The sequence below is a fragment of the Psychrobacter sp. CAM01 genome (genome assembly GCF_032842965.1).
GTDB lineage: Bacteria > Pseudomonadota > Gammaproteobacteria > Pseudomonadales > Moraxellaceae > Psychrobacter > Psychrobacter celer.
In genome coordinates, this window is the sequence record NZ_JAWJBL010000009.1 from 1 (window position 1) to 25,830 (window position 25,830).

Consider the following 25,830-nt stretch of genomic DNA (forward strand, 5'->3'; position numbering starts at 1 on the left):
TGAGGTTTTTGCTGCTACGGTTGCGATAGCGGCAGTTAGGGTTGTTTTACCGTGGTCAACGTGTCCGATGGTGCCGACGTTGACGTGTGGCTTGTTGCGTTCAAACTTGGCCTTTGCCATGGGTAATTCCTCTTTTTTTGGTGAATCTTTATCAATAAAAGATCAGTGAATAGCTGTTTGACGGCTTTTGATGCATATTCAACCATCAAACCGTTGACGCTATGGCTTAACTACCAAAACGACCTTGCTTAACGTGTTATCGCAAACACAAGACTTTTTATTTGCTTATAAACAGGGTACGTTTCAATGCTTTATTCAAACTTGTTTTTATTCAAACTTACTTTTTATCACGCTTATATGTTTGGCTATTATACTTACTTTTTGCACGATTGCCCATCATTCACGGTATCGCGATATGGTGGTTACGTTACGATATCTTACGAGTCCCTAACCAATCTGCCAACTAAGGCTTTACTTTTTTATTAACCAATTGACAGCACTAAAAGGCAACACCTCAGTGTCACCTTTGAATTATAATCTGCCACACTAATTTTATAGTTTTCAATATTCTATAATTTCGATATCGACGTAAAGCTGTGTATTAAAGCTGCAAAGCAAACACAAAAAGTTAAAACAATAAATGGAGCTCATATCGAGAATTGAACTCGAGACCTCTCCCTTACCAAGGGAGTGCTCTACCGCTGAGCTATATGAGCATATTTTTAATAACTACAGCAGAAATCCGTAGGTTTACTAAAAAAAATATCACGATGCAGCGATGATAACTGACTGTCGTGATGTATTGTTAATAATCTTTGCGATGGTGTATAAATGGAGCGGGTGGCGGGAATCGAACCCGCGTCATTAGCTTGGAAGGCTAAGGTGTTACCATTATACCACACCCGCAATTACTCTTGTTTTGGCTGACTCTAATAGAGAGTCTATCATAATAAGAGCATGCTTGGCGCTATGACAAACTTAAAATATGGTGGTGGGAGAAGGATTCGAACCTTCGAAGCTTTCGCGACAGATTTACAGTCTGTTGGGTTTGACCGCTCCCCAATCCCACCTTAGGGTGCTTTAAACAAAAATGACTTTAAAACAAGGCAATTTTATAAAAAGCGACTTTGAAAGAGATGGTGCCGACTGCCGGGATCGAACTGGCGACCTACTGATTACAAGTCAGTTGCTCTACCAACTGAGCTAAGTCGGCTTGTTCTCTCAAAGTGGTGGCTATTCTATCAAATATTTTGAGAGACGCAAGCCCTTTTTTATTTTTTTTGCGATTAATTTCACATTAATTGTCAAACGGTTGATTATGTTACTGTTTTTTTTGGCCGTAAAACCGCTTTTATCGCAGTCATAGCGTTTATGCTTGTCTTACCGCTCGCCGCAAGCCTAGCCGTTAGCGAATACGTAATCCATTACAGGCCATTTTTACGGCTTTTATCAGTATTTGGGATTTTTGATTGGTCTCCTCCCACATCGCGTCTGCAGTAGCACCGTCATTCACATTTGCGCCTACTTGGATATGTATCTTGCCGCGGCGCATCACTGCTGTGCGCACCGCAATCGCGGTGTCCATATTGCCATGCCAGCCCAAATAACCAACGCAGCCGCCAAAGACGCTTCGACGCACCGGCTCAATCTCATCGAGGATTTGCATCGCGCGGCCTTTGGGCGCACCTGATAGTGAGCCTGCGGGAAAAGTGGCACACAATACATCGAGCGCATCTTTGTCAGCAGCTATCGTGCCCTCAACATGAGAGGCCATCTGCATCACTTGTGAATAACGCTCAACAGCCATTTTTTGGCTGACCTCAACGCTGCCACCTTCACAGACGCGGCTAAGATCATCACGAGCTAAGTCAACGAGCTTGCAGTGCTCGGCGACCGCTTGCTGGTCAGCGAGCAGCGCCGTCTCAAGTGCCAAATCGTTGGCGGCATCTTGGCCACGTTTGCGCGTGCCAGCCAGCGGACGCACGCTGACACGGCCATTTTCTACGCGAGATAGCATCTCAGGAGACGCACCGATGATATCAAAACGTTTGTGATCATTTAACGTGTAGCCATGCACTAAAAACAAATACGGCGATGGGTTTAAAAATCGCAGCGCACGATAGATTGCCAGCGAGTTGCCTTTATAATCCGCGGTCAGGCGCTGGGCTGGCACCACTTGCTGCACCTCCCCTGCCACAATGTAGTCTTTGATTTTATTGACATCTGTACTGTATTTATCCATGCCAGTATGCGATTTAAACTTAGGTGTGGGCATGATAGGGGCGTACAAGCTTGGCATCTCTGTCAGCTTGTCTTCTATTTTTTCTAGCTCGCGAATGGCATGGCTATAGCCGTCATCGCTTCTGCAGTCAGCATAGACGATGATAGACAGGGTGTTTTCTAGCCTATCAAAGACTATCACATTCATCGATAGCATGAGCCACATATCAGGCATGGTCATTGGGTTGGGCGCTTCACACTCCCCCATACTCGGCTCAATCACCCGTACCATATCGTAGCCGAAGTACCCAACCAGGCCACCGCTAAAGCTTGGCAGGGCTGGCATGTCTGTTGAGGTTGGCATTTGATACCCTGCCATCAGAGTACGAATATACTCAAATGGTTGGTCTACCATCTCCACATCGATATGATCATTTTTTTTGACCGTCATCACCCCATCTATATATTGCACGATCATATCACCACCCAGACCAATCATCGAATACCGTGCCCAACGCTCACCGCCTGCCACCGACTCAAACAAGTAGGCCGAACCGCTCAAATCACGCACTTTAGAAAACACCGATACTGGCGTTTGGGCATCCATCAAGCGTTTTTTTATCAGTGGCGCATGGCTAAAACCACGGTCTTGAAAAGCTTGATATTCTTCAAAGGTCATCATAATGAAACTCTCTTAGCAAACGATTGGCAAAAGATAAGCACAGTAAAAACGATAGTCACAATACAAATGCAAGATAGCGTCAACACTCTACTGAATGTTGACGCTATAAAAATGGTAGATTGGTGGCTTATTTTATTATCAGTGGCGTAGTAAGGATAACTGGTAGACTGATAGCGGCTACCTAGTAACCCCTAATTATACCAAAGCCCGCTGAGGTTATAGCGGCTCAAACGGACTGGCCAGTACTGCATTAAAATTAAGCACCATTAAAATTAAGCACCGCCCATATTAAACAACCATAACGCCAACCCAATAATCAAAATTGCGATAAACACCCATACAAACCAGCCGCCGCTGGGTTTTTTCTCTATTTGGCCAGCATTGGCAGGGTTATTGATGGCTTGATCCATGGCGTTATTGCCTTCGGTACCAAGGTCTCGCTCCTGACCGAGATTGGCAGTCCCAGAAAATTGAGCAGTCGCCGCTTGCTTGGCACGCAGCACCTCAGGATCCGCTTCTTCTTGTAGCGCAGTTTTGGTGGTTTTGTCATGCTCGTCTGGCACCGCTTCATCCATTGTCTGATCTACTGTAGTGGGCGCTTTATGAGCCACTGGCTGCTCTGTGACAGGCTCTATGATGGCCTCTTCTTTGATACCTGCAGATGCAGGCTGTGTCATTGGTGTGTCGTTGACTGGCTCTGTCTGCTCAGCTGCCGATAACACCTCATCGATACCCGTTTCTTTTATAACGGGCGTTTCAGGCGCGCCTGCGGTGTCAACCACAGGGGTGCTCGCTGCGGCCACTTCGTCAGTTGATGCTGCTTGCTCTATCGTCTGAGCGGCCTCTTGCGCCCGTACAGGTGCACTGACCTGAAAGCGAAAACTGGCAAACCCCAAGGTGTCTTCTGCTTGTAGCGGCGTTGACTTATTGCCTTCCAAGCGCTGATCATTGACAAACGTACCGTTGGATGAATCCAAGTCTTTTACGTAGAGCTGACCGTCCAATACGCTAAGCACAGCATGATTACGCGAGACTTGCTTGCTACCTAGCACCACATCATTGTCGCTGCCACGGCCAACAGAGAGGCTATCTGTGACAGTCAATGTCAAATCGCCCAACGCTTCGGTTAGGGCATTGAGACGCCAACTGTCTGCGTCTGCGGTGGTATGTGCATTATCTGTATGGTTCATCATGCTATGACTCCTTATTTTTTATGAAATTTTACATGTAATGTATTCAGGTATCTCTCAGATTTGCTCGGTGAGCAGGCAAATGTGCCAGACACATCAGCTATCATATTTATTCGACAAGCGCGCTGGCAAAAACTGCGGTTTGATAATCCCCTGAAGCTGGCTATAAGGGATGCTCAGCACTGGCATGCCATAAGCATAAGGCCCGATAGAATAGTGCTGATAGCGAATATCGATGCCTTGATCTGTCAATGTGACATTATCACTTAGGGTAAACGGCCAGCTTTTCTCATAGTTGGCAACATCCTCATCGACTGTCTTGACCCACTCTTTATAAGCGCTATAGGCTAAGGCGTTAAAGCGAGATTTTTTGTTGGGTTGTAGCATGTCTGCCAGCTGGATTGGTTTTTTGGTTTGTTGATCAAATATTAAGTATTCACTATAGGGCATGCCGTGAGCGCCGCCCGTAAAGACGTATGAGTTTATCTCAAACAACTCAAGATCATTGACGTGACCTAAGTATTCTGGCGTGATCATAAGGCTATAGACAAACACGCTGTCTGCTGGCACCTCCGCAAACTGTGAGGCCACAAATTCATCAAGCGCCTCCTTGACATCGTCAGGCGTTTTTACCACTCGTGCGCCTGACTCGCTAGGTTTGCTATTGACCACTAGTGCATCAATACGGGCGTTGACGGTGTTGTCTATCCAGCTGTGATTGCTTTTGAGATATTTGACTTCAATATCTGGGCAATTATCACGCTCAGTACATATTTTTTGAATTTTTTCTGGTAACTGATAATCGAGATACTCTGTTGAACTGATCAGGCTACCTGCATTTGCGGACAGACTAGCGGCCCCCATCAGTAAACCGCTTGCTAAGAGACCAATTCGCCGTATACGCCCTACTCTGCCTAAAGAAGTATGCGTCAGCGTGAACCTATTAAGATGAGATTGAACCATAGCTTTCATGCATTCCTTTTTATAATATAAAGTATTGTTTAACATTCTACCGTAACAATGACGCTGTATTGTAGGAACACTGTTTGTGTTTTTGAAGTGTTGCTAATCACTCAAAACCTCTCTTGACTCATTTGCCGCATAAATAACGGACAATAAAAAAGACACGGCTAGCGTGTCTTAATCAATGAACAATATAGTGATATGGTTGATTTGATAACAGTCGTTTTAATGCTCACGCGTGCTGCTAAAGGTGATTTCTGGATAACGATCTTGCATCAATTGCAAGTTGACACGTGATGGCGCAAGGTAAGTCAAATAACCACCGCCATCTATCGATAGCTGATCATGGGCTTTTTTCTTAAACTTCGCCAGCGCCGCTTCATCATCACAATGAATCCAGCGTACCGTCGCGATAGAGACAGGCTCAAAGATACATTGTACCTTGTATTCTTCTTTCAGACGATGGGCCACCACCTCAAACTGCAGGACACCGACCGCGCCCAAAATCAAATCGTTATTGATCTGCGGCATAAATACCTGCGTGGCGCCTTCCTCGCTCAGCTGCTGCAGGCCTTTTTGTAGCGCCTTGGATTTGAGCGGGTCTTTTAATACTACGCGGCGAAACAGCTCAGGAGCAAAATGCGGAATCCCCGTAAAATTCAACTCCTCGCCTTCGGTGAAGCTATCACCGATAGAGATCGTCCCGTGGTTGTGTAGACCAATAATATCACCCGGATACGCCTCTTCTAATGCTTCACGGTCGCCCGCTAAAAAGGTTAAGGCATCAGCAATACGCACGTCTTTTCCTAGGCGCACGTGCTTCATTTTCATGCCTTTTTCGTATTTACCTGAGCAGACCCGCAAAAACGCGATGCGGTCACGGTGGCGCGGGTCCATATTGGCCTGAATTTTAAAGACAAAACCACTAAACGCCGTTTCGGTCGCAGCCACTTCGCGCTCATGCGTCGGGTGCGCTTTGGGCGGCGGCGCATACTTCACCAAAGTATCAAGTACCATATTGACGCCAAAGTTTCCCAGCGCGGTACCAAATAATACAGGGGTCATCTCGCCTTTTAAAAACGCCGAAACATCGAAGTCTTCGAGCGCCATTTGTACCAGCTCAAGCGACTCCTCAAAAGCATCAAACATCAGCTTGCCCAAACGCTCACGGATATCAGGATAATCATAGCCTTCGCGGGTTTCTGCCACGCTCATATCACCGCCATGGCCTTTTTCGTACAGATAGGTTTTGTTTTCGGCCAGATGATAGACCCCAACAAAATCTTGTCCCATACCGATCGGCCAAGTAACAGGAATGCATTTAATTTTTAAAACGTCTTCGATTTCACTGAGCAGCTCAAGCGGCTCGCGAATCTGACGATCAAGCTTGTTGACAAATGAGATGATGGGGGTGTCGCGCATACGGCAGACTTCCATCAGCTTGATGGTACGCTCTTCGACACCCTTAGCACCATCGACCATCATCAGCGCGCTGTCTACGGCGGTCAGAGTACGATAAGTATCTTCTGAGAAGTCGGCGTGACCTGGGGTGTCTAGTAGATTGACCATATGGTCTTTGTAAGGAAACTGCATGACGGAGGTGGTGATAGAGATGCCACGCTCTTGCTCCATGCTCATCCAGTCAGAGGTCGCATGACGGTCGGTTTTACGGCCTTTGACCTCACCCACTACCTGAATGGCTTGCCCCCACAGGAGCAGCTTTTCGGTCATGGTGGTCTTACCCGCATCAGGGTGCGAGATAATGGCGAAGGTGCGGCGCTTGGCAACTTCTTGATTTAGTTTTTTTGGGTCTACGCTCATAATGTTCGGCTTCAGCAGTTGGGTCATTTAGAGATTAGTCTAAATAAATAGGGTAAATATGAGCGTATTGTAACGGATTTAGCGCCAGACTGCAGAATTAGCGTATAAAAAACACGCTCTATGATAGCTCAATAGAGCGTGCGACCTTAGAAATTACGATGTTTTTGGCCTAAATTATGGGATTTTTTAATAATAGCGTTTGATTTCTCGCTCTAAAAAGTCAGCCGCTACGTCGTTGACCAACGTGCAATCGACTACGCCGCTCAGAGGATCATTATTTGAGTCATTAACTCCACTCGCCACATGCTTAGCATTATACACCCGACCTTTATATTCTACACCGTTATAAGTCGCAACGATTTGCTGGTCATCATTATAAGCTTGCACACTTGCTAAAGGGTATTGTTTATTAAACCCAAGGCTGGTTCTAGTGATCTTCTTGCTGTAGTCGTCACCAATTTGATTTTCAATAAACTCTACCCACGAGTCGATGTTTTTATAACCTGTCATACCCTTTTCATTAAAGTAGACAAACTCACGCTCACTGTTTGTCATAGGAATATAGCATTGCGCGTTTTTAGGAAAAGAAACTTTACTGCTTATTCTCGAGTAATTATATAAGTCTGTTAGTACGCCAGCTCGCTTACCTGTGACTTTATCCACACTGTAACTGTCCGCTCTGACACCATATAAATCATACTCTTTATAATCAATAGTAAACATTAATTTATTATTACTGTTTTTCTGGTAAATAGGACGACTAACTATATTACCATCAACACTAATGTCTTTATCGGCTATGGTACCTTCAAATCTATTGGCTAACACTATCGAGCTCTCTAAGTTATCAACGTCAGGCTGGGCAATACCAATAATATTGACTGGCTGTACCTGACGTTCGCCATTTCGGTAAGTTGTATCGATACGCGTAATCGCATTTGACTGACTCTCAAAACTACTCACTGTGATGTTATTATTCCCCGAACCATACACACCATCGTCTTCGCCGCAGCCAACCATCGTCAGCGCCAACACAGACAATACGCTGGGAATCACCATCCGTTTTTTTATAGAGTTGCTCATTAAATATATCCTTGTCATGGTCAGGTCGGTTGCCATTTTTGTCATCTATACTGAGGACCAAACAGCGACATTGGTGTGATTAGTTTACCGTAGTACACTCATTATTTATATATCAACGCTGTTTTGTTGTGCACACACTGTTTGTAGATTTACAAACTTGTCATATATGTTTACGCCTGACTCATTGTGTGCATCAAATAGCTTGCTACCATGGATAAAAACAATACGAGCTTACCAGCTTTTATTCGACGCTCGCACCTACAATCGTATTTATATAAGTCTTTAACACATAAGTTTCTAAATCAATTTTAATACAATAGGCTCTAAATCAATAAAGCTCAGCACGAGCGACAAAACCAACGACAAAGGATATGTTATGAAAACGTTATACTCTACCAAAGGTACAACCACCGGCGGCCGTGCAGGTTCAGCCAGTCTCGCTGATAGCGATCTGAGTATCAATATGGTACCGCCCGGCTCTGGCAAAGATGGCAACAACCCAGAGCAGCTATTTGCCATGGGTTACAGCGCTTGTTTTGATGGCGCATTAGGCGCGGTCAAACAAATGGAAAAAGCCAAGTTTGACTCAACCACCGAAGTAGAAGTGGATCTTATGCAAGGCGAAGGGCACGATTATAAGCTGGCGGCAAAAATCCACGTGATTGGCACAAATACTGAGCTATCTGCTGATGAGTTCCAAAAGCTGGTCGAAAAAGCCCACCAAGTCTGCCCATACTCAAAAGCCACACGCGGCAATATCGACGTCGAGGTGACATCAGAAGTTCAGTAAGTCCTCGGCTACTATAGTGTCACGAAGCATAAAAAGAACGCAGCGAGTCTGGGTTCTTTTTTATTGTCTGACGCTTTTGTTTGTACATATCTTGTACGCATCGCGGCTTTTATTGGTTCGTTTTATTCGTTTGTCATTCATTCGGCAAGAAGGTATTTTATCGTTATAATGAGGCTATCTTTTTACCTAATGCTTGTTTTTATCCCATATTTTATTATCCAATACCTGCTGCCAAATACTTGATAAGTGACCCTCTATGACTGACAACGACCACAACTCCCACTCGCCCATTAACCCAAACACCCTGCCAAATTTTGCCTGTATGCCCAACGTCGCAACGATGGACACCAGTCATGTGGATAAAGAGCAACCACCTTTTATCTTGGTCGACGGCTCTTACTACCTGTTTCGCACTTATCATGCCTTGCCAAAGACCATGCAAAACTCGCAAGGCCTCATCACCAACGCCATACGCGGTACGTTAAATGCGCTATTAAAGCTGATGCGCCGCTATCACCCCACCCATATGGCGGTGTGCTTTGATACCAAATCACCGACCTTTCGCCATGCGATGTCTGAGGAGTACAAAGCCAATCGCCCCAAAATGGATGTAGAGCTGGCTGAGCAGATTCCGTATATTCATAGTTTGGTTGCCGCGCTTGGGATTCCACTATTGCGTATCGAGGGCGCAGAAGCCGACGACATCATCGGTACGCTGACCTATCGCGCCGTCGCTGAAGGGCATCACGTGGTCATCTCGACAGGTGACAAAGACATGATGCAGCTGATTAATGACTGCGTGATACTAGAAGACAGTTTTACGGGCAAGATTACTGATGGCGCAGGCGTGGTGGAAAAATTCGGGATTGAGCCGCATCAGATGATCGATTTTTTGACGTTGATGGGCGACTCATCAGATGGCATCAAAGGCGTACCGGGCATCGGCAAAAAAACCGCCAAAGATTTGCTCAATAAATACGGTAATATCGAGACCATGCTGGCCAATGTCGCCGATATCAAAGGCCGTGCTGGCAAAAATCTGGTCGAGTACGCCGATGATATTCCTTTTAACGCGCAGCTGGCCACTATCGTCACCGATTTAGAGATTGGCCAAGACTGGACCGATCTGAAAATCAATACCGATCCGTGCGCCCATATCGATGAGCTACGCGCTCTGTATACAGAGCTTGAGTTTCGAAACGAGCTGGCCTCGCTTGATCATCCAAACCACCCTGCCAATGGTTCACAAAGCGTGGCGCACGCTCAGGCCGATAGTGAGTCACAAGCGCAAATCGCCAAGTCTCTACAAGCAAACCGCACGGACAACATCGCCGATAGCAAAAGTCGCGATAGCGCATGGCATACGATTTTAGACGCGCCTGCTTTTGATAGTTTGATCAAACGACTAGAAGCCGCACCGCACTTCGTCATCGATACCGAGACCACCAGCGTCTATTGGCGACAAGCCGAAATCGTCGGCCTGTCTTTTGCGCTGCAAGCGCACGAAGCCTACTATGTACCGCTGACTCATAGTTTAGAAGGGGATGAGCTGACCGCCAAGCAGCTGGATCGCGATATGGTATTGGCGCGTTTAAAGCCTATCTTAGAAAACCCCAATATCGGTAAAATCGGCCAGCACCTCAAATACGACGCTCATGTGTTAAGTCATTATGATATCGACTTGATCGGCGCGATTCACGCCAGCCCTAACAACTGGGCGATGGATACCATGCTGGCAAGCTACGTCATCAATGCCGCCATCACTCGCCACGGTATGGATGATCTGGCACGCCACTATCTACAGACGCAAACGATCAGTTTTGAAGATGTCGCGGGTAAGGGCGCCAAACAGGTCACCTTTGATCAGGTGGCCATCGATATCGCCAGCGACTATGCTTGTGAAGATGCCGATATCACTTATCAGCTATTTGATATCTTTCATAAAAAACTGTCTGATGACGAAAATAACGCCAAACTGCTGCACGAGTTAGAGATTCCAACGGCGGAGATACTGTGCCAAATGGAAGCAAACGGTATTTTAATCAAGCGCTCGTTTTTAAATGAGCTATCAGAGCGGTTTGATGAAGAAATCATCGCTCTAGAAAAACGCGCTTATGAAATTGCTGGCGAAGAATTTAACCTTGGCTCGCCAAAGCAGCTGGGTGAGATGCTGTTTGATAAGCTGGGCATCCCTGGCGGCAAAAAAACCAAGTCAGGCCAGTACTCAACTGGTGAAGCGATACTATCAAAGATTGATCACCCATTGGTCGAGATTGTCCTTGAGTATCGCGGGCTGTCTAAGCTTAAAAACACCTATACCGATGCGCTGGCCAATGTCGCAGACACCCAGAGCGACCGCGTACATACCAGCTATCATCAAGCGCTGACCAGCACCGGACGACTCTCATCGACGGATCCTAACTTGCAAAACATCCCAATTCGTACTGCCACCGGCCGCTTGATTCGCCAAGCCTTTATCGCGCCAGCAGGTCGCGTTATCTTGGCGGCGGATTACTCACAGATTGAGCTGCGTCTGATGGCGCATTTCTCAGGCGACAAAAACTTGACACAAGCCTTTAATGAAGGTCTGGACATTCACGCAGCCACCGCAGCAGAAGTGCTAGGTAAAGAAGTCGCTGAGGTAACTGCGACCGAGCGCCGCAATGCCAAAGCCATTAACTTTGGTCTGCTCTACGGCATGAGCGCCTTTGGCCTTGCCAAACAGCTACAGATGAGCCGCGGTGAAGCGCAAGAGTATATCGACATGTATTTTGAGCGCTACCCTGGTGTCAAAGACTATATGATCAACACGCGTGCCAGCGCTTATGAGCAAGGCTATGTCGAGACAATATTGGGCCGTAAGCTCTACACGCCCGATATCACTCATAGCAACCGCATGGTCAAGCAAGGCGCTGAGCGAGCCGCGATCAACGCGCCACTACAAGGCTCTGCCGCTGACATCATCAAACTTGCCATGATTGCTGTCGATAAGGTATTGCCCGAAGACCAAGCCAAAATGCTGCTGCAAGTCCATGATGAGTTGGTATTTGAAGTTGATAGCGATAAGGTCGATGAAATTAGTCAGCTTATCACCGATGCGATGCAAGATGTGTTAACGACCACTGCAGCTGAAAAAGGCTGGCAAGTCGACTTTGCCGTACCATTGCTGGTAGAAACAGATAGCGGTGCTAATTGGGACGAGGCACATTAATCGCCCAAAGAAGATATCGCACCAGCTACGATAAGCACTATCGAATTAACTATATAGTAGATCCTAAATAAAAAGAGTACAGCTGATATAACGTGCTACTGTACTCATTTTATGGCGGATTGACTATAGCATCTATTACTATTGACCCCTAAAAGGGCTGAGCGGCCTGCTTGGCCTATTTGTGATTTGTTATTTGCTATCTTTTATTTGTCAGAATAGTTATCGCCGCCCTATAACCACATAGCGATGCGCGCGACCGCATACGCCTTGTCAACTGTTGGGAAATCGGTCAATATGACATGATTGTTTTTCAATTTTTGCTTACAGGCGACTATCTGTCATTATGAAATCCTCAAGCCTTACCACACCGACTCGTCATACTTTGACTTATACTGCTTTAGCTGCGCTGAGCCTGTGCACGCCAGCGTTGGCTGATTATAGCGCCGCCATACCAGCAAAGCATCAAAACACCGCCCACCCTTCATCCAGTCCTCAGATCGGTGATGTCCATAAAACAGACACAGCCTATCAGCAGCTGGGCTATCAAGCGCGCTCACCATTTACCGCGCCGCAGCCCATTGAGTCCTCAACACAATGGGGCTGGGCCGATGAGCGGCGACAAGACGCAAAAGCGCAGCTAGACGAATGGGCACACGAAATGGACGGGTGGTTTGGTGAGCCTGACCCAAAAGCGCCTGCTACCGCGAGCCTACGGCTGGTGCTAGACACTCGCTGGGCCAATGACCCAATATCAGGCAGTGATGTGAGCGTCGAGCCTCGGGTTCGTGGACGTTTACGCTTACCGGTCTTAGAGCGCCGCCTAAGCTTGATTATCGGTGATGAAGACTTGGATGACGATGATTTTTTACGACAAAGCGCGACAGGAGCGGCTTATCAGGCCAGTACCGCAAGCTCTGATAGATTAATTAATAGTAAAAAGACTCGTGAAGACAACGCCTCTATTGCGCTGCGCTGGTCACGCTTCAACGATGAGATCGAGGAGCAATTGGGCGTCAAAACAGATGTCGATGTCGGCGTACGCTCACTTGATGATCTGTATGTCAAAGTCAGTGTCGATCGAGACTGGTACCAAAATGAAAAGCTACAAGTAACCACCGATAGTTTTTATCGTTATGGCCTCGATAGCGAACACTACGCCAAAGGCGGACTTACCTTGCGGTATGGCGCTGATCCAGCACGCTTTCTTAACAACCGTACTACCGTGCGCTACCGCAATCAAGACAGCAGGGAGGACACCGACTGGAGCCATGACCTAAGACAAGTCCATCAGCTCGGTGAAGAAAAGCAGCTGGCCTATGGTATTTCGACCAGTGGTTATTTTGATAAAAACAAATCACTGCTCAATAGCTATGGCCCAGCCATCACTTACCGTCAGCCGATTTGGCGGGAGTGGCTCTACGTGCAGACAGAGCTAAACTATTATAATGACAAAACAGAAAACAAAGACCACTACCCATCAGCACTATTACGCATGGAGGCACTGTTTTAGTCCGCGATAGCCCATCGCTGTCTCGCTTGGCAGCCGGCACAAGACAAATAATATGTTGCCATCTGTGAAACAGTGTTGACTATTTTGTAAATATTAACAATCCCTTATGACCAATTAGTTATGTTTCATAATGCCATTTATGGATAATCAAGCGTATAATAACGCTGTATTCTATTTTATATCTTTATTTTTCTATTACTTGTGATTGGAAGTGAGCCTTAGCGCTCGCTTTTTTTATTGCAAAATCTGGAGTCCTTATTTTGATTACAGATGGTCTTATCGAAGCCCCTGGCATTATTATATTGTTTGCTTGCTGGATACGCTGTCTACAGTATTTTCGGCGCAGTCATAGCAAAAAAACTGAAGCGTTTTGGTTGGCGGCAGTGTTGGTGTTTTTTGCGGTCATACGCCGCGAGCTAAACTACTTACCCGATCTTTTTATCCCAGCTGATTTTTTATTGCTAAGCCAGCCCTATGACTGGTGGGAAGATTGTGTGCTAACCGTCGTTTACCTGATGATTGTTGGGCTGCTGGCTTACTCATGGCGCTATCTTTTGGCAGTATTAAAGCGTGTGCCCATATCGTTATATGTGACGGTAGCGGTACTGGCACTACTAGAATACATGGGCGAAAACATGATTGGCATACCTGAAGCCCTTGGTGTGGTGATCGAGGAGCTGTCAGAAACCGCCATCTATGCCATTGCCTTGATATACCTATGGCGCTTTACGTTAAGCGACTATGACTGTCCTTCAGCGCACGCAGACCTATCGCACTCTCACGCGGTATCACATTCAGCATAGATATCTGATCTAACCTCGGCCAAAGCCGCTGTGCCGCGCTGTCTATCAATACTTGCCGCCAGATTTGCTATACTGGATCAACGCCCGAGCGCACATATCTCTGATATCCACTTGCTCTCGACTTATCCATTACTGCTAGGGCGTGTCCTCATTTTGATAAGGGTAATAAAAATGAGGACACCCCCAAATCACCGAGTCACTTATTATGAATATCTTAATCACTGGCGCCTCACGCGGTATCGGTCTGGCCACCGCAAAAAAACTGGCAGAAAAAGGCCACAACGTCGGCCTGTTTGCCACCAATACGGCCACGCTTGAGGATGCCATCGACGACAAAGCCTTTAAAAAGGCGCTGAAAAAAAACCGTGTCATTATCGGCAAACTAGATGTCACCCAGCCTGAGCTATGGGACGACGCCATCACACAAATGATTGATCATTTTGGCAGTATCGATGCACTAATCAATAACGCAGGCGTGTTGGTCAGTGGCACTTTGCCGACGACTGATTTGCAAGAGCAGCTGGCCTTAGTCGATGTCAATTGTAAAGGCGTGCTTATCGGCTGTCATAAGCTTGCACCTTATTTGGCGGATAGCACCAATGGTAAAATCGTCAATGTCTCCTCGGCCTCGGCTATCTACGGCCAGCCTGAGGTTGCGGCGTATTCTGCCAGCAAGTTTTTTGTCCGTGGGCTTACCGAAGGGCTAAATATCGAGTATGACCGCCTTGGTATCAAGGTCATTGATGTCATGCCGCTGTGGGTGAAATCAGACATGACAGAGGATCTTAGTGTCACCAGTATTGAGCGCTTGGGCATCAATCTAAACGTCAATGATGTGGCAAAGACTCTGTGCAAACTGACCACCCGCCCCAATCGTAAACTCAAAAGCACGCACTACTCGGTCGGCATGCCAGCCAAAGTCTTTCAGACCCTCTCACAAGTCACGCCTGATCCTGTGATTCGCTGGGTAAATACCAAAGTGGGTGCCAAATAAAGCGCGGCCCATTTACCAACAGCTTATCCTATTGTCCTGACGGCTACTCAATCTGAGTAGCCGTTTTGCTTGCCGCTCGAATGTCAATTGCTTGCTCTATGGTTTTATCGATGAAAGTATTGTTGTTAATCAGCGTGTTTTTAATTGGCCCTGCGGCAATGTCTTCGCGAATTTTTGAGCCAACCTGAATGGGCAAACGAACGTCGGCGGCAAATGTATTACCCCTAATCAGCGTGCCATCATCTTCCACAATAACGCCCTGCTCGACTTGGGTAAACTGATTATCAATGATTTGATTGTCTTTAGCACTGTCTAAGTGATAGCTGGCAAACAGCGTTTGCTTGACCAAATACGCGCCGCATTCAAACCCTTTTAGGTTGCGCGACTGCCTTGACGCCACCCACACGCCCACTGGTTCATTTTGAAAGACATTACCACGAATGATATTGTCACGACTCGACTCAGTACGCTTAAAGTGATTGCTACGTGACGGGTCATCAGCATGCTCAAAGCAGTTGCGATAGAGCAAGATACTGCCTGCGCCATTGTGTATAAATTGATTATTCTCAATACGATTGTTACTTGATGAGTCCACCGCGATGGCTTCACGATTGGGCTTAAACGTGCGAAAACCATTACCGACAAACACAGAGTCTTTAATCACATTGTCGCGACTGCCAAACTCTAAATATAACCCAACAGTGCCAGCATTTTGAATACGCACGTGCTCAAAGCTCACGCCGTGTGCGTGATCGCCGACGAACATGCCGCTGTTGATACTATTCTGACTGCTGACATTGATGACGCGGATATCTCTTGGGGCCAGCGCGCGATTGGCAGCAGGGTCGATAATGCCGCGCGTATGACGCTGATTGGGGTTGCTGTATTGGCGAATATGCAACGCATGGCCGTAGCCTGTTATATGACAATTGGCAACGGTAATATTCTCAATAGCAGCATCCGTCTTTGGTTTAATCACGATAGCACTGGCCTTTGATGAATCATCAGCACTGGTGCTAAGCTGCGCCCCTTGACAGTCAAGCGAGCTATGAGAGTCACTGAGCTCAAAGCGTATCGACTGCCCTGTTAAGTCGCAGTTTTTACTCAGGGTGTTATGACCTTTTATCGTCACAGCTTGCTTGGGCGTCAGCTGCGCGCACTCTATCACGGCCGCGGTACTTGGTAGCTTAGCATCCATGACCAACGGTTTTTTTGTAGTGTCCGTTTGACTGATGGCTGGCTGATCGTCACAAGCGCTTAAGCTCATAGCGATTATCAGGCCGACCATGATCGATAATACATTGACATATTTTAGGCGAGAAACAAGGGGCATAAATAACGCTCACTGCGGGTTGTCTTACATTTTTTGAACATCCTGTGACACCTTACTACTAGTCGAGCTCGAGCTAACACGGCACACTAATCCTCATCATACAGATAAAAATCAATCATAATATAAAAGGAATGACAGATGGATAATACAAAAACCCCGCTCCCAGAGGCGCAAGACCGTATCGATGGCGATGACAACCAGCGAGTCGATTTAGACAATCCAATGCTGCATACGATTGATGACGATGACGTCATTGACAATAGCGCAGGGTTTGACAACTCACAAGCAGGCAGCGAGGCCACGCAAGGCCTCACACCGATGCATCGCCAAAATATCGATGAAGCCCGTGTCGATGAGGTATTAGTAGAGGACAATCTGGATGACAAGGATTATCCAGACATCGTCGATATCGCGGATACCGACGCTGCTGAGCGCAGCAGCGATGATAACTTCTAACCCTATCTGCTCAGTACAGCATCAATGACATCAAACATTGATAAAAAAACACCGAACATCATGTCCGGTGTTTTATTATTCATTAAGACCAAAAGGCTTTCATTAAGATCAAAAAACTTAACTACGCCCAGCCATCAAGCGTGTCCGCCCAGCCTTTGACCAATGGTTTGCTAAGCGCTTCGAGTAAGTCAATGTGCACCTCATCAAGGTTAAGTGCAGGTATATAATGATACTCTTGCCCGCCAGCGTTTAAGAAATTATCACGGTTTTCAATCGCCAGCTCTTCTAGCGTCTCTAGACAATCAGCAGAAAATGCAGGACTGATGACCTGCACCGAGCGCACGCCAGACTGACCCCACTCCTCTAGTACCACATCGGTATATGGCTTGACCCATTCTTGTTTGCCAAAACGCGACTGAAAGCTGATGATCCATTCATCATCTCTCAAACCTAGCACATGGGCCACTTGGGCGGCAGTACACTTACAGCGCTTTGGATACGGATCTCCCTTGTCCGCATACGGCTGCGGGATACCGTGAAAACTAAACATCAGCTTATCAGGTTTGCCATGCGCTGCCTGAAAGCGACGAATCGAGTCTGCTAGTGCCTGAATATACAGTGGATGGGCAAAGTAGTCCTTCACAATGGTATAGTTGGGCAAATTGCGCTGCGTCAGCGTCCATTTGGTCAGCGCATCATAGACAGCGCCGCCTGAGGTGGCAGAATACTGCGGGAACAATGGCAAGATGACAAAGTGATCCACGCCCTCATCACGTAGATTGTCCATAACCTCAGGCAGACCAGGATTGCCATAGCTCATCGCCGCATGTACCGACACACGAAACGGCGCTGCACTATCAGCCAGACGCGGCTCTAATAATGCCACTTGGCCGTTTAATATCTTGCGGATCGGCGAGTCGCCCTCCCAGATACTGGCATAAGCTTTTGCGACGCGCTTCGGCCGACTAGGCAGGACAAACAAGTTAAGAATGATGGCCCACAAAAACTTAGGGATTTCAATCACCCGAGGGTCTGATAAAAACTGTTTGAGATAACGACGGACAGCAGGCGCTGTCGGCTCATCAGGTGTCCCAAGGTTGACCAATAAGACGGCGATACGTGGCGGCAGTTTAGGTTTCATAAAAGTCGTGTGTGATTCATAAGTGATAAAAAGAATTGTGAAGGCATTATTCATTGAGCATCTGATTAGTGTAGCATTTTATCGCCAAAAAACGCATGATGAAGGCCGCCTTTATACAATTTGCTACGCAGGTCAAATAAAGACCGCGTACGGAGGTTGTACTCCTACGCCCATCGCCATACAATAGAGCCAACCATCACCAAAACCGTATAAAGACATACATGCTATTTTGCTTGTGTGGCTGGTGATTTTATTGACGCTTAATTGACGCTTATTTATAGATGATTGTTGTCTTGCGAGGTAGCTTTGAACGCACGCTCTGATAGTACCAGTGACCAACTCCCAACAGATACACTCGACCCACAAGGCTTGACCGATCAGGCAGGCTCAGTCGGAATCGTCACGCCCGAAAAAATCCATTTTGCCGAGCCGCTTACCCTTGAGTGCAATCGCACCTTGCCGTCTTTTGATTTGATGGTAGAGACTTACGGCACGCTCAATCAAGACAAATCAAATGCTATTTTGATTTGCCATGCCTTGTCTGGCAGCCATCATGCGGCAGGGTATTATAGTCATGATGATAAAAAAGCGGGCTGGTGGGACAATATGATCGGACCCAACAAAGCCATCGACACCAATCAGTTTTATGTGGTGTGCGTCAATAATATCGGCAGCTGCTTTGGCTCGACAGGCCCCACCACCATCAACCCTGATACCCTCAATCAAGCTGATGGCAGCGAGCCACAAGTCTATGGCCCTGACTTTCCGCTGATCACCATCAAAGACTGGGTCAAAACCCAAGCTCTGCTCTCAGACCGCTTAGGCATCGATGTTTGGCATGCCATCGTCGGCGGCTCTATGGGCGGGATGCAGGCGCTGCAATGGTCGGTCGACTATCCAGACCGGCTAAAACGCTGCGTCATTATTGCCAGTACGCCCAAGCTATCGGCACAAAACATCGCCTTTAACGAAGTCGCTCGTCAGTCCATTCTCTCTGACCCAGATTTTAAGGACGGCCGCTATATACAAGCCGGCACTTATCCGCGCCGTGGCCTGATATTGGCGCGTATGGTCGGCCATATCACCTACTTAACCGATGACGCGATGAAGGCCAAATTTGGCCGCGATCTAAAATCGGGCAAGTTTATGTATGGCTACGATGTCGAGTTCCAAGTAGAGAGCTATCTGCGCTATCAAGGCGAGCGCTTTAGCAAAAACTTCGATGCCAATACCTATTTGCTCATGACCAAAGCTTTAGATTACTTTGATCCTACGCGCGACTATGCTAATACTGACGATGACGACGCCATTGATGATAGTTTGACTGCCACCATCAATGATGCACACACAGGTAGCACAGATAGCGACCATACTGCTGCGCACAGCGACGATACCGACAGCCAGCTTGAGCTGAGCGCCCTAAAATCGGCCCTTGCCCATACCAAGTGCCAATATCTGGTGGTGTCGTTTACCACTGATTGGCGCTTTGCCCCTGAGCGCTCACAAGAAATCGTGGATGCTCTGATGGCCACAGGTAAGCCGGTCAGCTATATCAATGTCGACGCCCCACATGGCCATGATTCGTTTTTATTTGATATTCCTCGTTATATGGGCGCGGTTAAAGGCTTTTTGACCGCCCCTTTTATGACCACTAACGTGACCGGCACAGGAGAACGCTCATGAGAATGGACCATCAGTTGGCTGAGCGCTGGATCGCGCCACAATCGCATGTCCTGGATTTGGGCTGTGGTAATGGTGAGCTGCTCGCGCACTTGCAGCAAAAACTGGGCGTGACGGGTTATGGGCTAGAGATTGATGAAGATAAAATCAATGAAGCCATCAGCAAGGGTCTCTCTATCGTCGAGCAAGACCTCAATGATGGGCTGGCGCGCTTTGCTGACGACAGCTTTGACACCGTCGTCATGGCACGGGCGCTCCAAGCGGTCAAAGCCCCCGACGTTTTGCTGCTCGATATGCTACGCGTGGCCCGTGAAGCGGTCATCACCTTTCCTAACTTTGCCCATTGGCAAAACCGTATTCACCTTGGACTAAAAGGCCTGATGCCCGTCTCAGAAGCCCTGCCTTATGAGTGGTACAACACCCCAAACATTCATTTGTGTACCTTTAAAGACTTTGAGCAGCTGTGTGCTGAGCATGACATTCATATCATCAACCGCTTTGCTGTTAGCGACTCAGAAAAAGGCCATTCACCGCTGATGACCTCTTTAATCCGTCAAGCACCCAACCTCTTGGCAGATGTCGCTATCTATCGCGTCACCAAACGGAAGCCTGTGTAATATTCAAAAACCAAACGGCCTAATCCTCCTTATCTGATTTTTATAAAATGATTGATTTATTCTTACGCGCAAGTAACTCTATGATTTTATTGAAGACACTCAGGTATAATCGGCCATGATTTCTTGTAATTAGTATTTGAGTTTCGTAAGTGTGGGTGTTAAGCTAGCAAAATAATGTCACTGACACCCGTATTTGCACCGTTTATCTGTGTGGCTTGACAGCAACTGCTGAGCAAGGCGATGAGGTAAAGGGCTCACTATACTTGATGAATGGTTTGGGACGTTTGGATAATACGTCATTGATACGACGCTCCCTTATCATTAGCGCCGCCTAAGACACTTTAGCGGTACAATTTTTTTGCTTATTAACTGCCTAATTTTGGAGCTGCTATGAAACTATTAAAAGCTGCGTTGTTTACTGCCTTATTTTCTTGCGCAGGTCTTGCCAATGCTGAGTTAATATCAAACGTACCGCTTGATACCTCACGTTTTGAGCTGATGCCTATCAGTGAGTTGTCCAACCGTGCGGCGCAAGGGAATGACCATGCGCAGTTTTACTTAGCCAAGCGCCTACAAAAGGGCGAAGGCGTGGCGCAAAACACTCAGAAAGCCATTCAGTGGTATACCAAAGCCGCGCAGCAAGGTGTTGCCCCAGCCCAGCTAAATCTGGCCATCATGTATCTACGCGGTGAAGGCGTGAAGCCCAACCTTCAGCAAGCACGCCACTGGTTAGAAAAAGCGGCCATGCGTGGTGACAATCGCGCCAGCTACACGCTAGCCTTGCTTGATGAAAAACAAAAAAACTTGGTCGATGCCTATAAATGGTATGATTTGGCTGCCCGTGACGGTATGCTCGATGAAAAAGTACGCAACAAGGCCCGTGGTAAAATCGGCCAGCTGGCGTTGAACCTATCGAGCTCAGACATCGCCAATGCTCGTAGCCAAGCGGATCGTTGGTTCCAGAGTAAGTAAACTCTAATATTTTTTTACGCAGTGAATATAATAAAGCTCAGTATTTTACTGGGCTTTTTTTTGTCTAGAGAAAATAGTTAATATTTCGATAAAAGACAATTTAGTATATTAAAACTTGGTATTATCAGAACAATGATTTTGAAACCATGTCAATAATAAGGGCAATATTATGAGTGGAACAAGAAAAATTCTAATGTTAGGTAATGGGTTTGATTTAGCTCGTTTTCTTCCCACAAAATATGACCACTTCATGCATGCAATGCGTAATGTGGAAATTATAATAAAGGTGTACCAATGACCTTTGAGTCTTTGTATACGGATTTGATAAATAGTGAAAATTACTTTTTTGATAATACTGCTAAGCTTTATAAAACTGAAGAAGCTACCTTACTGCTAGAAGAAGTTAAAGAGCTTCAATATAATTTGAAGAAAAATGGTTGGTTTCAATATTTTAAAAGCTATATTGATAGTGGTATCGATACATGGATAGACTTTGAAAATGAGATGGAAATAGCATTAGATGCTATCTGTCATATTATAGATGAGTTAGAAAATGACGCAGAATATCTGTATATACCAAGGGGCCACAATACCTTAGCTCTGCATGAAAAAATATTCGACAAAAACACTATTAGAAAATACCCTTTCATCGATGAGTTTCTTAAAAGTTTTTCTGTGGCGCAGAGAGAGTTTACACAATATGGAAATCATATGATTTTTAATAAAAATTTTGTAAAGTACTATTCAGGACAACCTGTAAATATATGTTCTTCTTGCTTATTAAAGCACTTAGAGGAAGATTTAATGTGTTTTATTAAGATATTCTCTCAATATATTGCCTTTATTGATAGACTAAAAATAAAAAATGCTTTAAAGAAGCCCGAAGTCTTTGAAAAAGATTTGGATGCTATTTATAGCTTTAACTATTCATCTACTATCGATCGCTTATACAATCACTCTAATATCAGCTTTATACATGGGAAGGCTAGTAATAAAAAAATCGTTTTAGGTATTTCAGAACTTCAAAACCAAGTACTTATAGATAATAAAGCTTACGGCTTTGTCAAACATTATCAAAAACTCGTAAACAATACTGATTATCAATTTCTTAGACCAAAATCTCCTATCATAGCGATAGAGAATAAGATGAAAAGTCCAAGTCTTAAAAAGTACCATCCTATTGAAATTTATATTTGGGGACACTCTTTAGACTCTTCCGATAGCGATTATATTCATGAAATTTTTTCATTTAATCAAGACCAAAAATATTCATTAAGAGTCATCGTTTATTACTACTCACAACCACATGCCCAACTGTCGAACCTGATAGCAATTCTTGGTAAAGATACTGTCGAGAATTGGATGAAAAATAAATGGTTGGAGTTTATTGAAACACCTGATATACAAAAGCTTAATTTTGATGATAATTATATTGATAACAGTACCAGCAAATTTTCCAAAACCGTGCTTAAACCAGAAGAAACTCACAACATAGCCTTTGCTTAAATATATAACACTGATACTTTTGTATTTTTAAGTTTTAAACCGTTACCAAAATTTGCTACACTACGCGCGCACTGGCCCAATTCCACAATTGCGCTAGTGTTATTTGCTTATCTACCTTTTTTAATATTGCACTGGGTTTACGACTCAGCCAGCAGGAGACCATTATGAGTACCACTCAAGACAGCCATACCCAAAACAACACCCAAAGCAGTACGGCAGCTGAAAACAACGCCGCACCAGCCTACGATAGCGTCACCAATAATATCGTCGTCGCTGCACTTTATAAATTTACCCGCTTTGCTGATTTTGCGCAGTACCGTGAGCCGATTTTAAACACCATGCTGGACAATGACGTCAAAGGCACTTTATTGCTGGCCAATGAAGGCATCAACGGTACGATTTCTGGTAGCCGCCAAGGCATCGATACGGTCCTTGATTATTTGCGTAGCATCGAAGCGATTGGTCGTTTTGAGTTTAAAGAGTCTTATACCGACGTCCAGCCTTTTTATCGTACCAAGGTCAAGCTCAAAAAAGAAATCGTCACCATGGGCGTAGAAGATATCGATCCACTGCAATCTGTCGGCCGCTACGTCAAGCCGAGCGAATGGAATGCGCTGATCTCTGATCCTGACGTGCTCCTAATCGACACCCGCAACGACTACGAAGTACAGATTGGCACCTTTCAAAACGCCGTCAACCCACACACCGAAACCTTCCGTGAGTTTCCAGAATATGTGGCAAAAGAACTCGATCCAACCAAACACAAAAAAGTGGCGATGTTTTGTACCGGCGGTATTCGCTGTGAGAAGTCCACGGCCTATATGCGCGAGCAAGGCTTTGAGGAAGTCTATCATTTAGAAGGCGGTATCTTAAAATATCTAGAAGAAATCCCTGCCAGTGACTCTATGTGGCAAGGCGACTGCTTTGTCTTTGACAACCGTGTGTCGGTCAATCACAACTTAGAAAAAGGCAACTACGAGCAGTGCTTTGCTTGTCGTATGCCGATTACAGCCGAGGACATGCAAAGCGCTGCCTATATCAAAGGTGAGTCGTGCCCGCATTGTATCGACAAAGCGACTGAGGAACAAAAGGCTCGATTCCGTGAGCGCGAGCATCAAATGCAGCTGGCCAAAAAACGTGGTGAAGCGCATATCGGTAGCGATGTGATGGACATCATCGAAAAGCGTAAAGCGGCTAAAATTGAAGCACGTCGCCAAGCAGAAGCGGCCAATAAAGCCAAAGCCTAATCGGTTGACAACATACCCTGCTTTAAATGTTAAACGATTAGACATAAAAAAGAGATGCCCTATTCATAGCGCATCTCTTTTTTTGTATCAGTTTAACATCAAACGATCACAGTTAATGTTAGAACAAGATACGCACGCGAATGGTTTCTTCAACGTCTTTTAGTTGATCAAGCGCGGCGGTTGAATCGTTATAATCCACATCCATCACGAGATAGCCAACGTCGCCTTCTGTCATCAGGCTCTGCGCCAAGATGTTGATATGCGCCTCGGCGAACAGACGGTTGATCTGTGACAGTACGCCTGGCACGTTTTTATGGATATGTAGCAGACGATGTGAGCCTTCTTTAAACGGTATAGAAACCTCTGGGAAGTTCACCGCCGTCGCCGTATCACCTTGATCTGAGTATCTGACAAACTTATCAGCCACTTCAAGACCGATATTGGCCTGTGCTTCTTGGGTTGAGCCACCGATATGCGGTGTCAAAATCACATTGTCAAACTTACGTAGTGGCGATTCAAACTCTTCGTCCGCTGATTTTGGCTCTTTTGGAAACACGTCAACCGCAGCGCCCAAAAGCTTACCAGACTCAAGCGCGGCCGCCAAATCATCAATCTCTACGCAAGTACCACGAGCGGCGTTGATAAAGTAGCTGCCGTCTTTCATGTGTGCAAACTGCTCAGCGCCCATCATGTAGCGGGTGCTTGGGACGTCAGGCACATGCAAGGTGACGATATCAGCGGTCGATAGCAGCTCTTCTAGGCTACCCACTTGTACGGCGTTGCCCAGTGGCAATTTGGTCACGACATCATGATAGATGACTTTCATACCAAAGCTTTCGGCCAGTACAGACAACTGTGAGCCGATAGAGCCATAACCGACGATACCGATGGTTTTGCCGCGTACTTCATGCGAGTTGGTAGCAGACTTACCCCAGCCGCCACGATGAACGGTGGCGTTTTTTTCTGGAATGCCGCGATATAGCATGATGGCTTCTGCCAATACCAGCTCAGCCACCGAGCGGGTGTTCGAGTATGGCGCGTTAAAGACGGGGATACCTAGGTCGCGAGCCGCGTCTAGATCGACTTGGTTGGTACCGATACAAAAACAGCCGATACCGATGAGCTTGTGCGCATGCTCCAGCACTTCACGTGTCAGCTGCGTACGCGAGCGAATACCGATAAAATGCGCATCTTTGATTTTTTCGATCAGCTCATCTTGATCTAAGGCGTGACTGATATTTTCGATGTTGTGGTAGCCCGCGTCTTTTAATACTTTTAGGGCATTGTCGTGCAGACCTTCAAGCAATAAAAAACGAATTTTGTCTTTTTCTAATGATAACGCCATATGAGAACTGTCCTATGATTGTCTTATAAGATTATCTGCTCGATAATCTATGATGGGTGAAACGAAAACAGTCCAGATATCTTACACAAAATTCCGTCTCGATGTTAGCAGATTAGATGAATTATTGATTATCTAGCCTGAAAACTATTTATGCTATAGTAAACTGTGGTAGCGACACGCTGCCAAACTGGGTTGAACTGTTTTTTTGAGGGCGACCGCCCCTTATATAAACATACTTATAACTGCCGCGTTATATCCATTTAGCG

Annotated in this window: 20 protein-coding genes and 4 tRNA genes; 11 read left to right on the top strand and 13 right to left on the bottom strand. The window is 46.1% G+C overall.

Features of this window, described 5'->3' with window-relative positions; genetic code table 11:
• The 10 genes from R0I52_RS07330 to R0I52_RS07375 all read right to left on the bottom strand — a co-directional run.
• Nucleotides 1-120: GTP-binding protein (locus R0I52_RS07330; RefSeq protein WP_317053877.1), on the bottom strand; the 120-nt coding region annotated here is incomplete at its 3' end.
• 521 nt (nucleotides 121-641) lie between these two features.
• Nucleotides 642-716, bottom strand: a tRNA-Thr gene (locus tag R0I52_RS07335).
• A 116-nt stretch (nucleotides 717-832) separates the two neighbouring features.
• Nucleotides 833-906 (bottom strand) — tRNA-Gly (locus R0I52_RS07340).
• An 80-nt stretch (nucleotides 907-986) separates the two neighbouring features.
• Nucleotides 987-1,070: transfer RNA gene (locus R0I52_RS07345), tRNA-Tyr, on the bottom strand.
• A gap of 67 nt (nucleotides 1,071-1,137) precedes the next feature.
• Nucleotides 1,138-1,213, bottom strand: a tRNA-Thr gene (locus tag R0I52_RS07350).
• A 192-nt stretch (nucleotides 1,214-1,405) separates the two neighbouring features.
• Nucleotides 1,406-2,902 (bottom strand): anthranilate synthase component I family protein, encoded by a 1,497-nt coding sequence (locus R0I52_RS07355; RefSeq protein WP_317053793.1) that lies wholly within the window; start codon nucleotides 2,900-2,902, stop codon nucleotides 1,406-1,408.
• Nucleotides 2,903-3,174: 272 nt separating this feature from the next.
• Nucleotides 3,175-4,095: an FHA domain-containing protein gene (locus R0I52_RS07360; protein WP_317053794.1), complete on the bottom strand. Its 921-nt coding sequence runs from the start codon at nucleotides 4,093-4,095 to the stop codon at nucleotides 3,175-3,177.
• A gap of 93 nt (nucleotides 4,096-4,188) precedes the next feature.
• Nucleotides 4,189-4,956: an RsiV family protein gene (locus R0I52_RS07365; RefSeq protein ID WP_317053795.1), complete on the bottom strand. Its 768-nt coding sequence runs from the start codon at nucleotides 4,954-4,956 to the stop codon at nucleotides 4,189-4,191.
• A gap of 324 nt (nucleotides 4,957-5,280) precedes the next feature.
• Complete coding sequence (locus R0I52_RS07370) at nucleotides 5,281-6,876, bottom strand: peptide chain release factor 3 (RefSeq protein ID WP_317053796.1); 1,596 nt, start codon at nucleotides 6,874-6,876, stop codon at nucleotides 5,281-5,283.
• A 186-nt stretch (nucleotides 6,877-7,062) separates the two neighbouring features.
• The gene (locus R0I52_RS07375) at nucleotides 7,063-7,959 is read right to left on the bottom strand and encodes a hypothetical protein (RefSeq protein WP_317053797.1); all 897 of its coding nucleotides are present in this window, start codon (nucleotides 7,957-7,959) and stop codon (nucleotides 7,063-7,065) included.
• A gap of 376 nt (nucleotides 7,960-8,335) precedes the next feature.
• Here R0I52_RS07375 and R0I52_RS07380 point away from each other — a divergent pair, with 376 nt between their 5' ends.
• The 5 genes from R0I52_RS07380 (at nucleotide 8,336) to R0I52_RS07400 (ending at nucleotide 15,267) form a co-directional block, all read left to right on the top strand.
• Nucleotides 8,336-8,749, top strand: coding sequence for an organic hydroperoxide resistance protein (locus R0I52_RS07380; RefSeq protein WP_317053798.1), 414 nt, complete (start codon nucleotides 8,336-8,338; stop codon nucleotides 8,747-8,749).
• Nucleotides 8,750-9,005: 256 nt separating this feature from the next.
• Entirely contained in the window at nucleotides 9,006-11,960 is a 2,955-nt protein-coding gene (polA, locus tag R0I52_RS07385; protein WP_317053799.1) for a DNA polymerase I, read from the top strand.
• Nucleotides 11,961-12,303: 343 nt separating this feature from the next.
• Nucleotides 12,304-13,470 (top strand): hypothetical protein, encoded by a 1,167-nt coding sequence (locus R0I52_RS07390; protein ID WP_317053800.1) that lies wholly within the window; start codon nucleotides 12,304-12,306, stop codon nucleotides 13,468-13,470.
• A 260-nt stretch (nucleotides 13,471-13,730) separates the two neighbouring features.
• Nucleotides 13,731-14,273, top strand: coding sequence for a hypothetical protein (locus R0I52_RS07395; protein ID WP_317053801.1), 543 nt, complete (start codon nucleotides 13,731-13,733; stop codon nucleotides 14,271-14,273).
• Between the two features lie 205 nt (nucleotides 14,274-14,478).
• Nucleotides 14,479-15,267, top strand: a complete 789-nt coding sequence (locus R0I52_RS07400) for an SDR family NAD(P)-dependent oxidoreductase (RefSeq protein ID WP_075102049.1) — start codon at nucleotides 14,479-14,481, stop codon at nucleotides 15,265-15,267.
• Between the two features lie 43 nt (nucleotides 15,268-15,310).
• Here R0I52_RS07400 and R0I52_RS07405 read toward each other — a convergent pair whose 3' ends face one another.
• On the bottom strand, nucleotides 15,311-16,600 hold the full coding sequence (locus R0I52_RS07405; RefSeq protein ID WP_317053802.1) for a right-handed parallel beta-helix repeat-containing protein: 1,290 nt from the start codon (nucleotides 16,598-16,600) through the stop codon (nucleotides 15,311-15,313).
• A gap of 138 nt (nucleotides 16,601-16,738) precedes the next feature.
• Here R0I52_RS07405 and R0I52_RS07410 point away from each other — a divergent pair, with 138 nt between their 5' ends.
• Nucleotides 16,739-17,056 carry a hypothetical protein gene (locus tag R0I52_RS07410; protein WP_317053803.1) on the top strand — a complete coding sequence of 106 codons (318 nt, stop codon included), beginning with the start codon at nucleotides 16,739-16,741 and terminating at the stop codon, nucleotides 17,054-17,056.
• 121 nt (nucleotides 17,057-17,177) lie between these two features.
• Here R0I52_RS07410 and hemH read toward each other — a convergent pair whose 3' ends face one another.
• Nucleotides 17,178-18,197 carry a ferrochelatase gene (gene hemH, locus R0I52_RS07415; protein WP_317053804.1) on the bottom strand — a complete coding sequence of 340 codons (1,020 nt, stop codon included), beginning with the start codon at nucleotides 18,195-18,197 and terminating at the stop codon, nucleotides 17,178-17,180.
• Between the two features lie 369 nt (nucleotides 18,198-18,566).
• Between hemH and R0I52_RS07420 the strand changes: the two genes are divergently transcribed.
• From R0I52_RS07420 to R0I52_RS07440, 5 genes are all read left to right on the top strand, one after another.
• The gene (locus R0I52_RS07420; RefSeq protein ID WP_317053878.1) at nucleotides 18,567-19,880 is read left to right on the top strand and encodes a homoserine O-acetyltransferase MetX; all 1,314 of its coding nucleotides are present in this window, start codon (nucleotides 18,567-18,569) and stop codon (nucleotides 19,878-19,880) included.
• A complete protein-coding gene (metW, locus tag R0I52_RS07425; RefSeq protein WP_317053805.1) occupies nucleotides 19,877-20,494 on the top strand; it encodes a methionine biosynthesis protein MetW in 618 nt (205 codons plus the stop codon). Before R0I52_RS07420 ends, metW begins: the two co-directional genes overlap by 4 nt.
• 390 nt (nucleotides 20,495-20,884) lie before the next feature.
• Nucleotides 20,885-21,466, top strand: coding sequence for a tetratricopeptide repeat protein (locus tag R0I52_RS07430; protein ID WP_317053806.1), 582 nt, complete (start codon nucleotides 20,885-20,887; stop codon nucleotides 21,464-21,466).
• Between the two features lie 294 nt (nucleotides 21,467-21,760).
• A complete protein-coding gene (locus tag R0I52_RS07435; protein WP_317053807.1) occupies nucleotides 21,761-22,972 on the top strand; it encodes an AbiH family protein in 1,212 nt (403 codons plus the stop codon).
• A 164-nt stretch (nucleotides 22,973-23,136) separates the two neighbouring features.
• Complete coding sequence (locus R0I52_RS07440; protein ID WP_317053808.1) at nucleotides 23,137-24,219, top strand: rhodanese-related sulfurtransferase; 1,083 nt, start codon at nucleotides 23,137-23,139, stop codon at nucleotides 24,217-24,219.
• 118 nt (nucleotides 24,220-24,337) lie between these two features.
• Here R0I52_RS07440 and serA read toward each other — a convergent pair whose 3' ends face one another.
• Nucleotides 24,338-25,564: a phosphoglycerate dehydrogenase gene (gene serA / locus R0I52_RS07445; RefSeq protein ID WP_100748933.1), complete on the bottom strand. Its 1,227-nt coding sequence runs from the start codon at nucleotides 25,562-25,564 to the stop codon at nucleotides 24,338-24,340.
• Nucleotides 25,565-25,830: the final 266 nt, after the last annotated feature.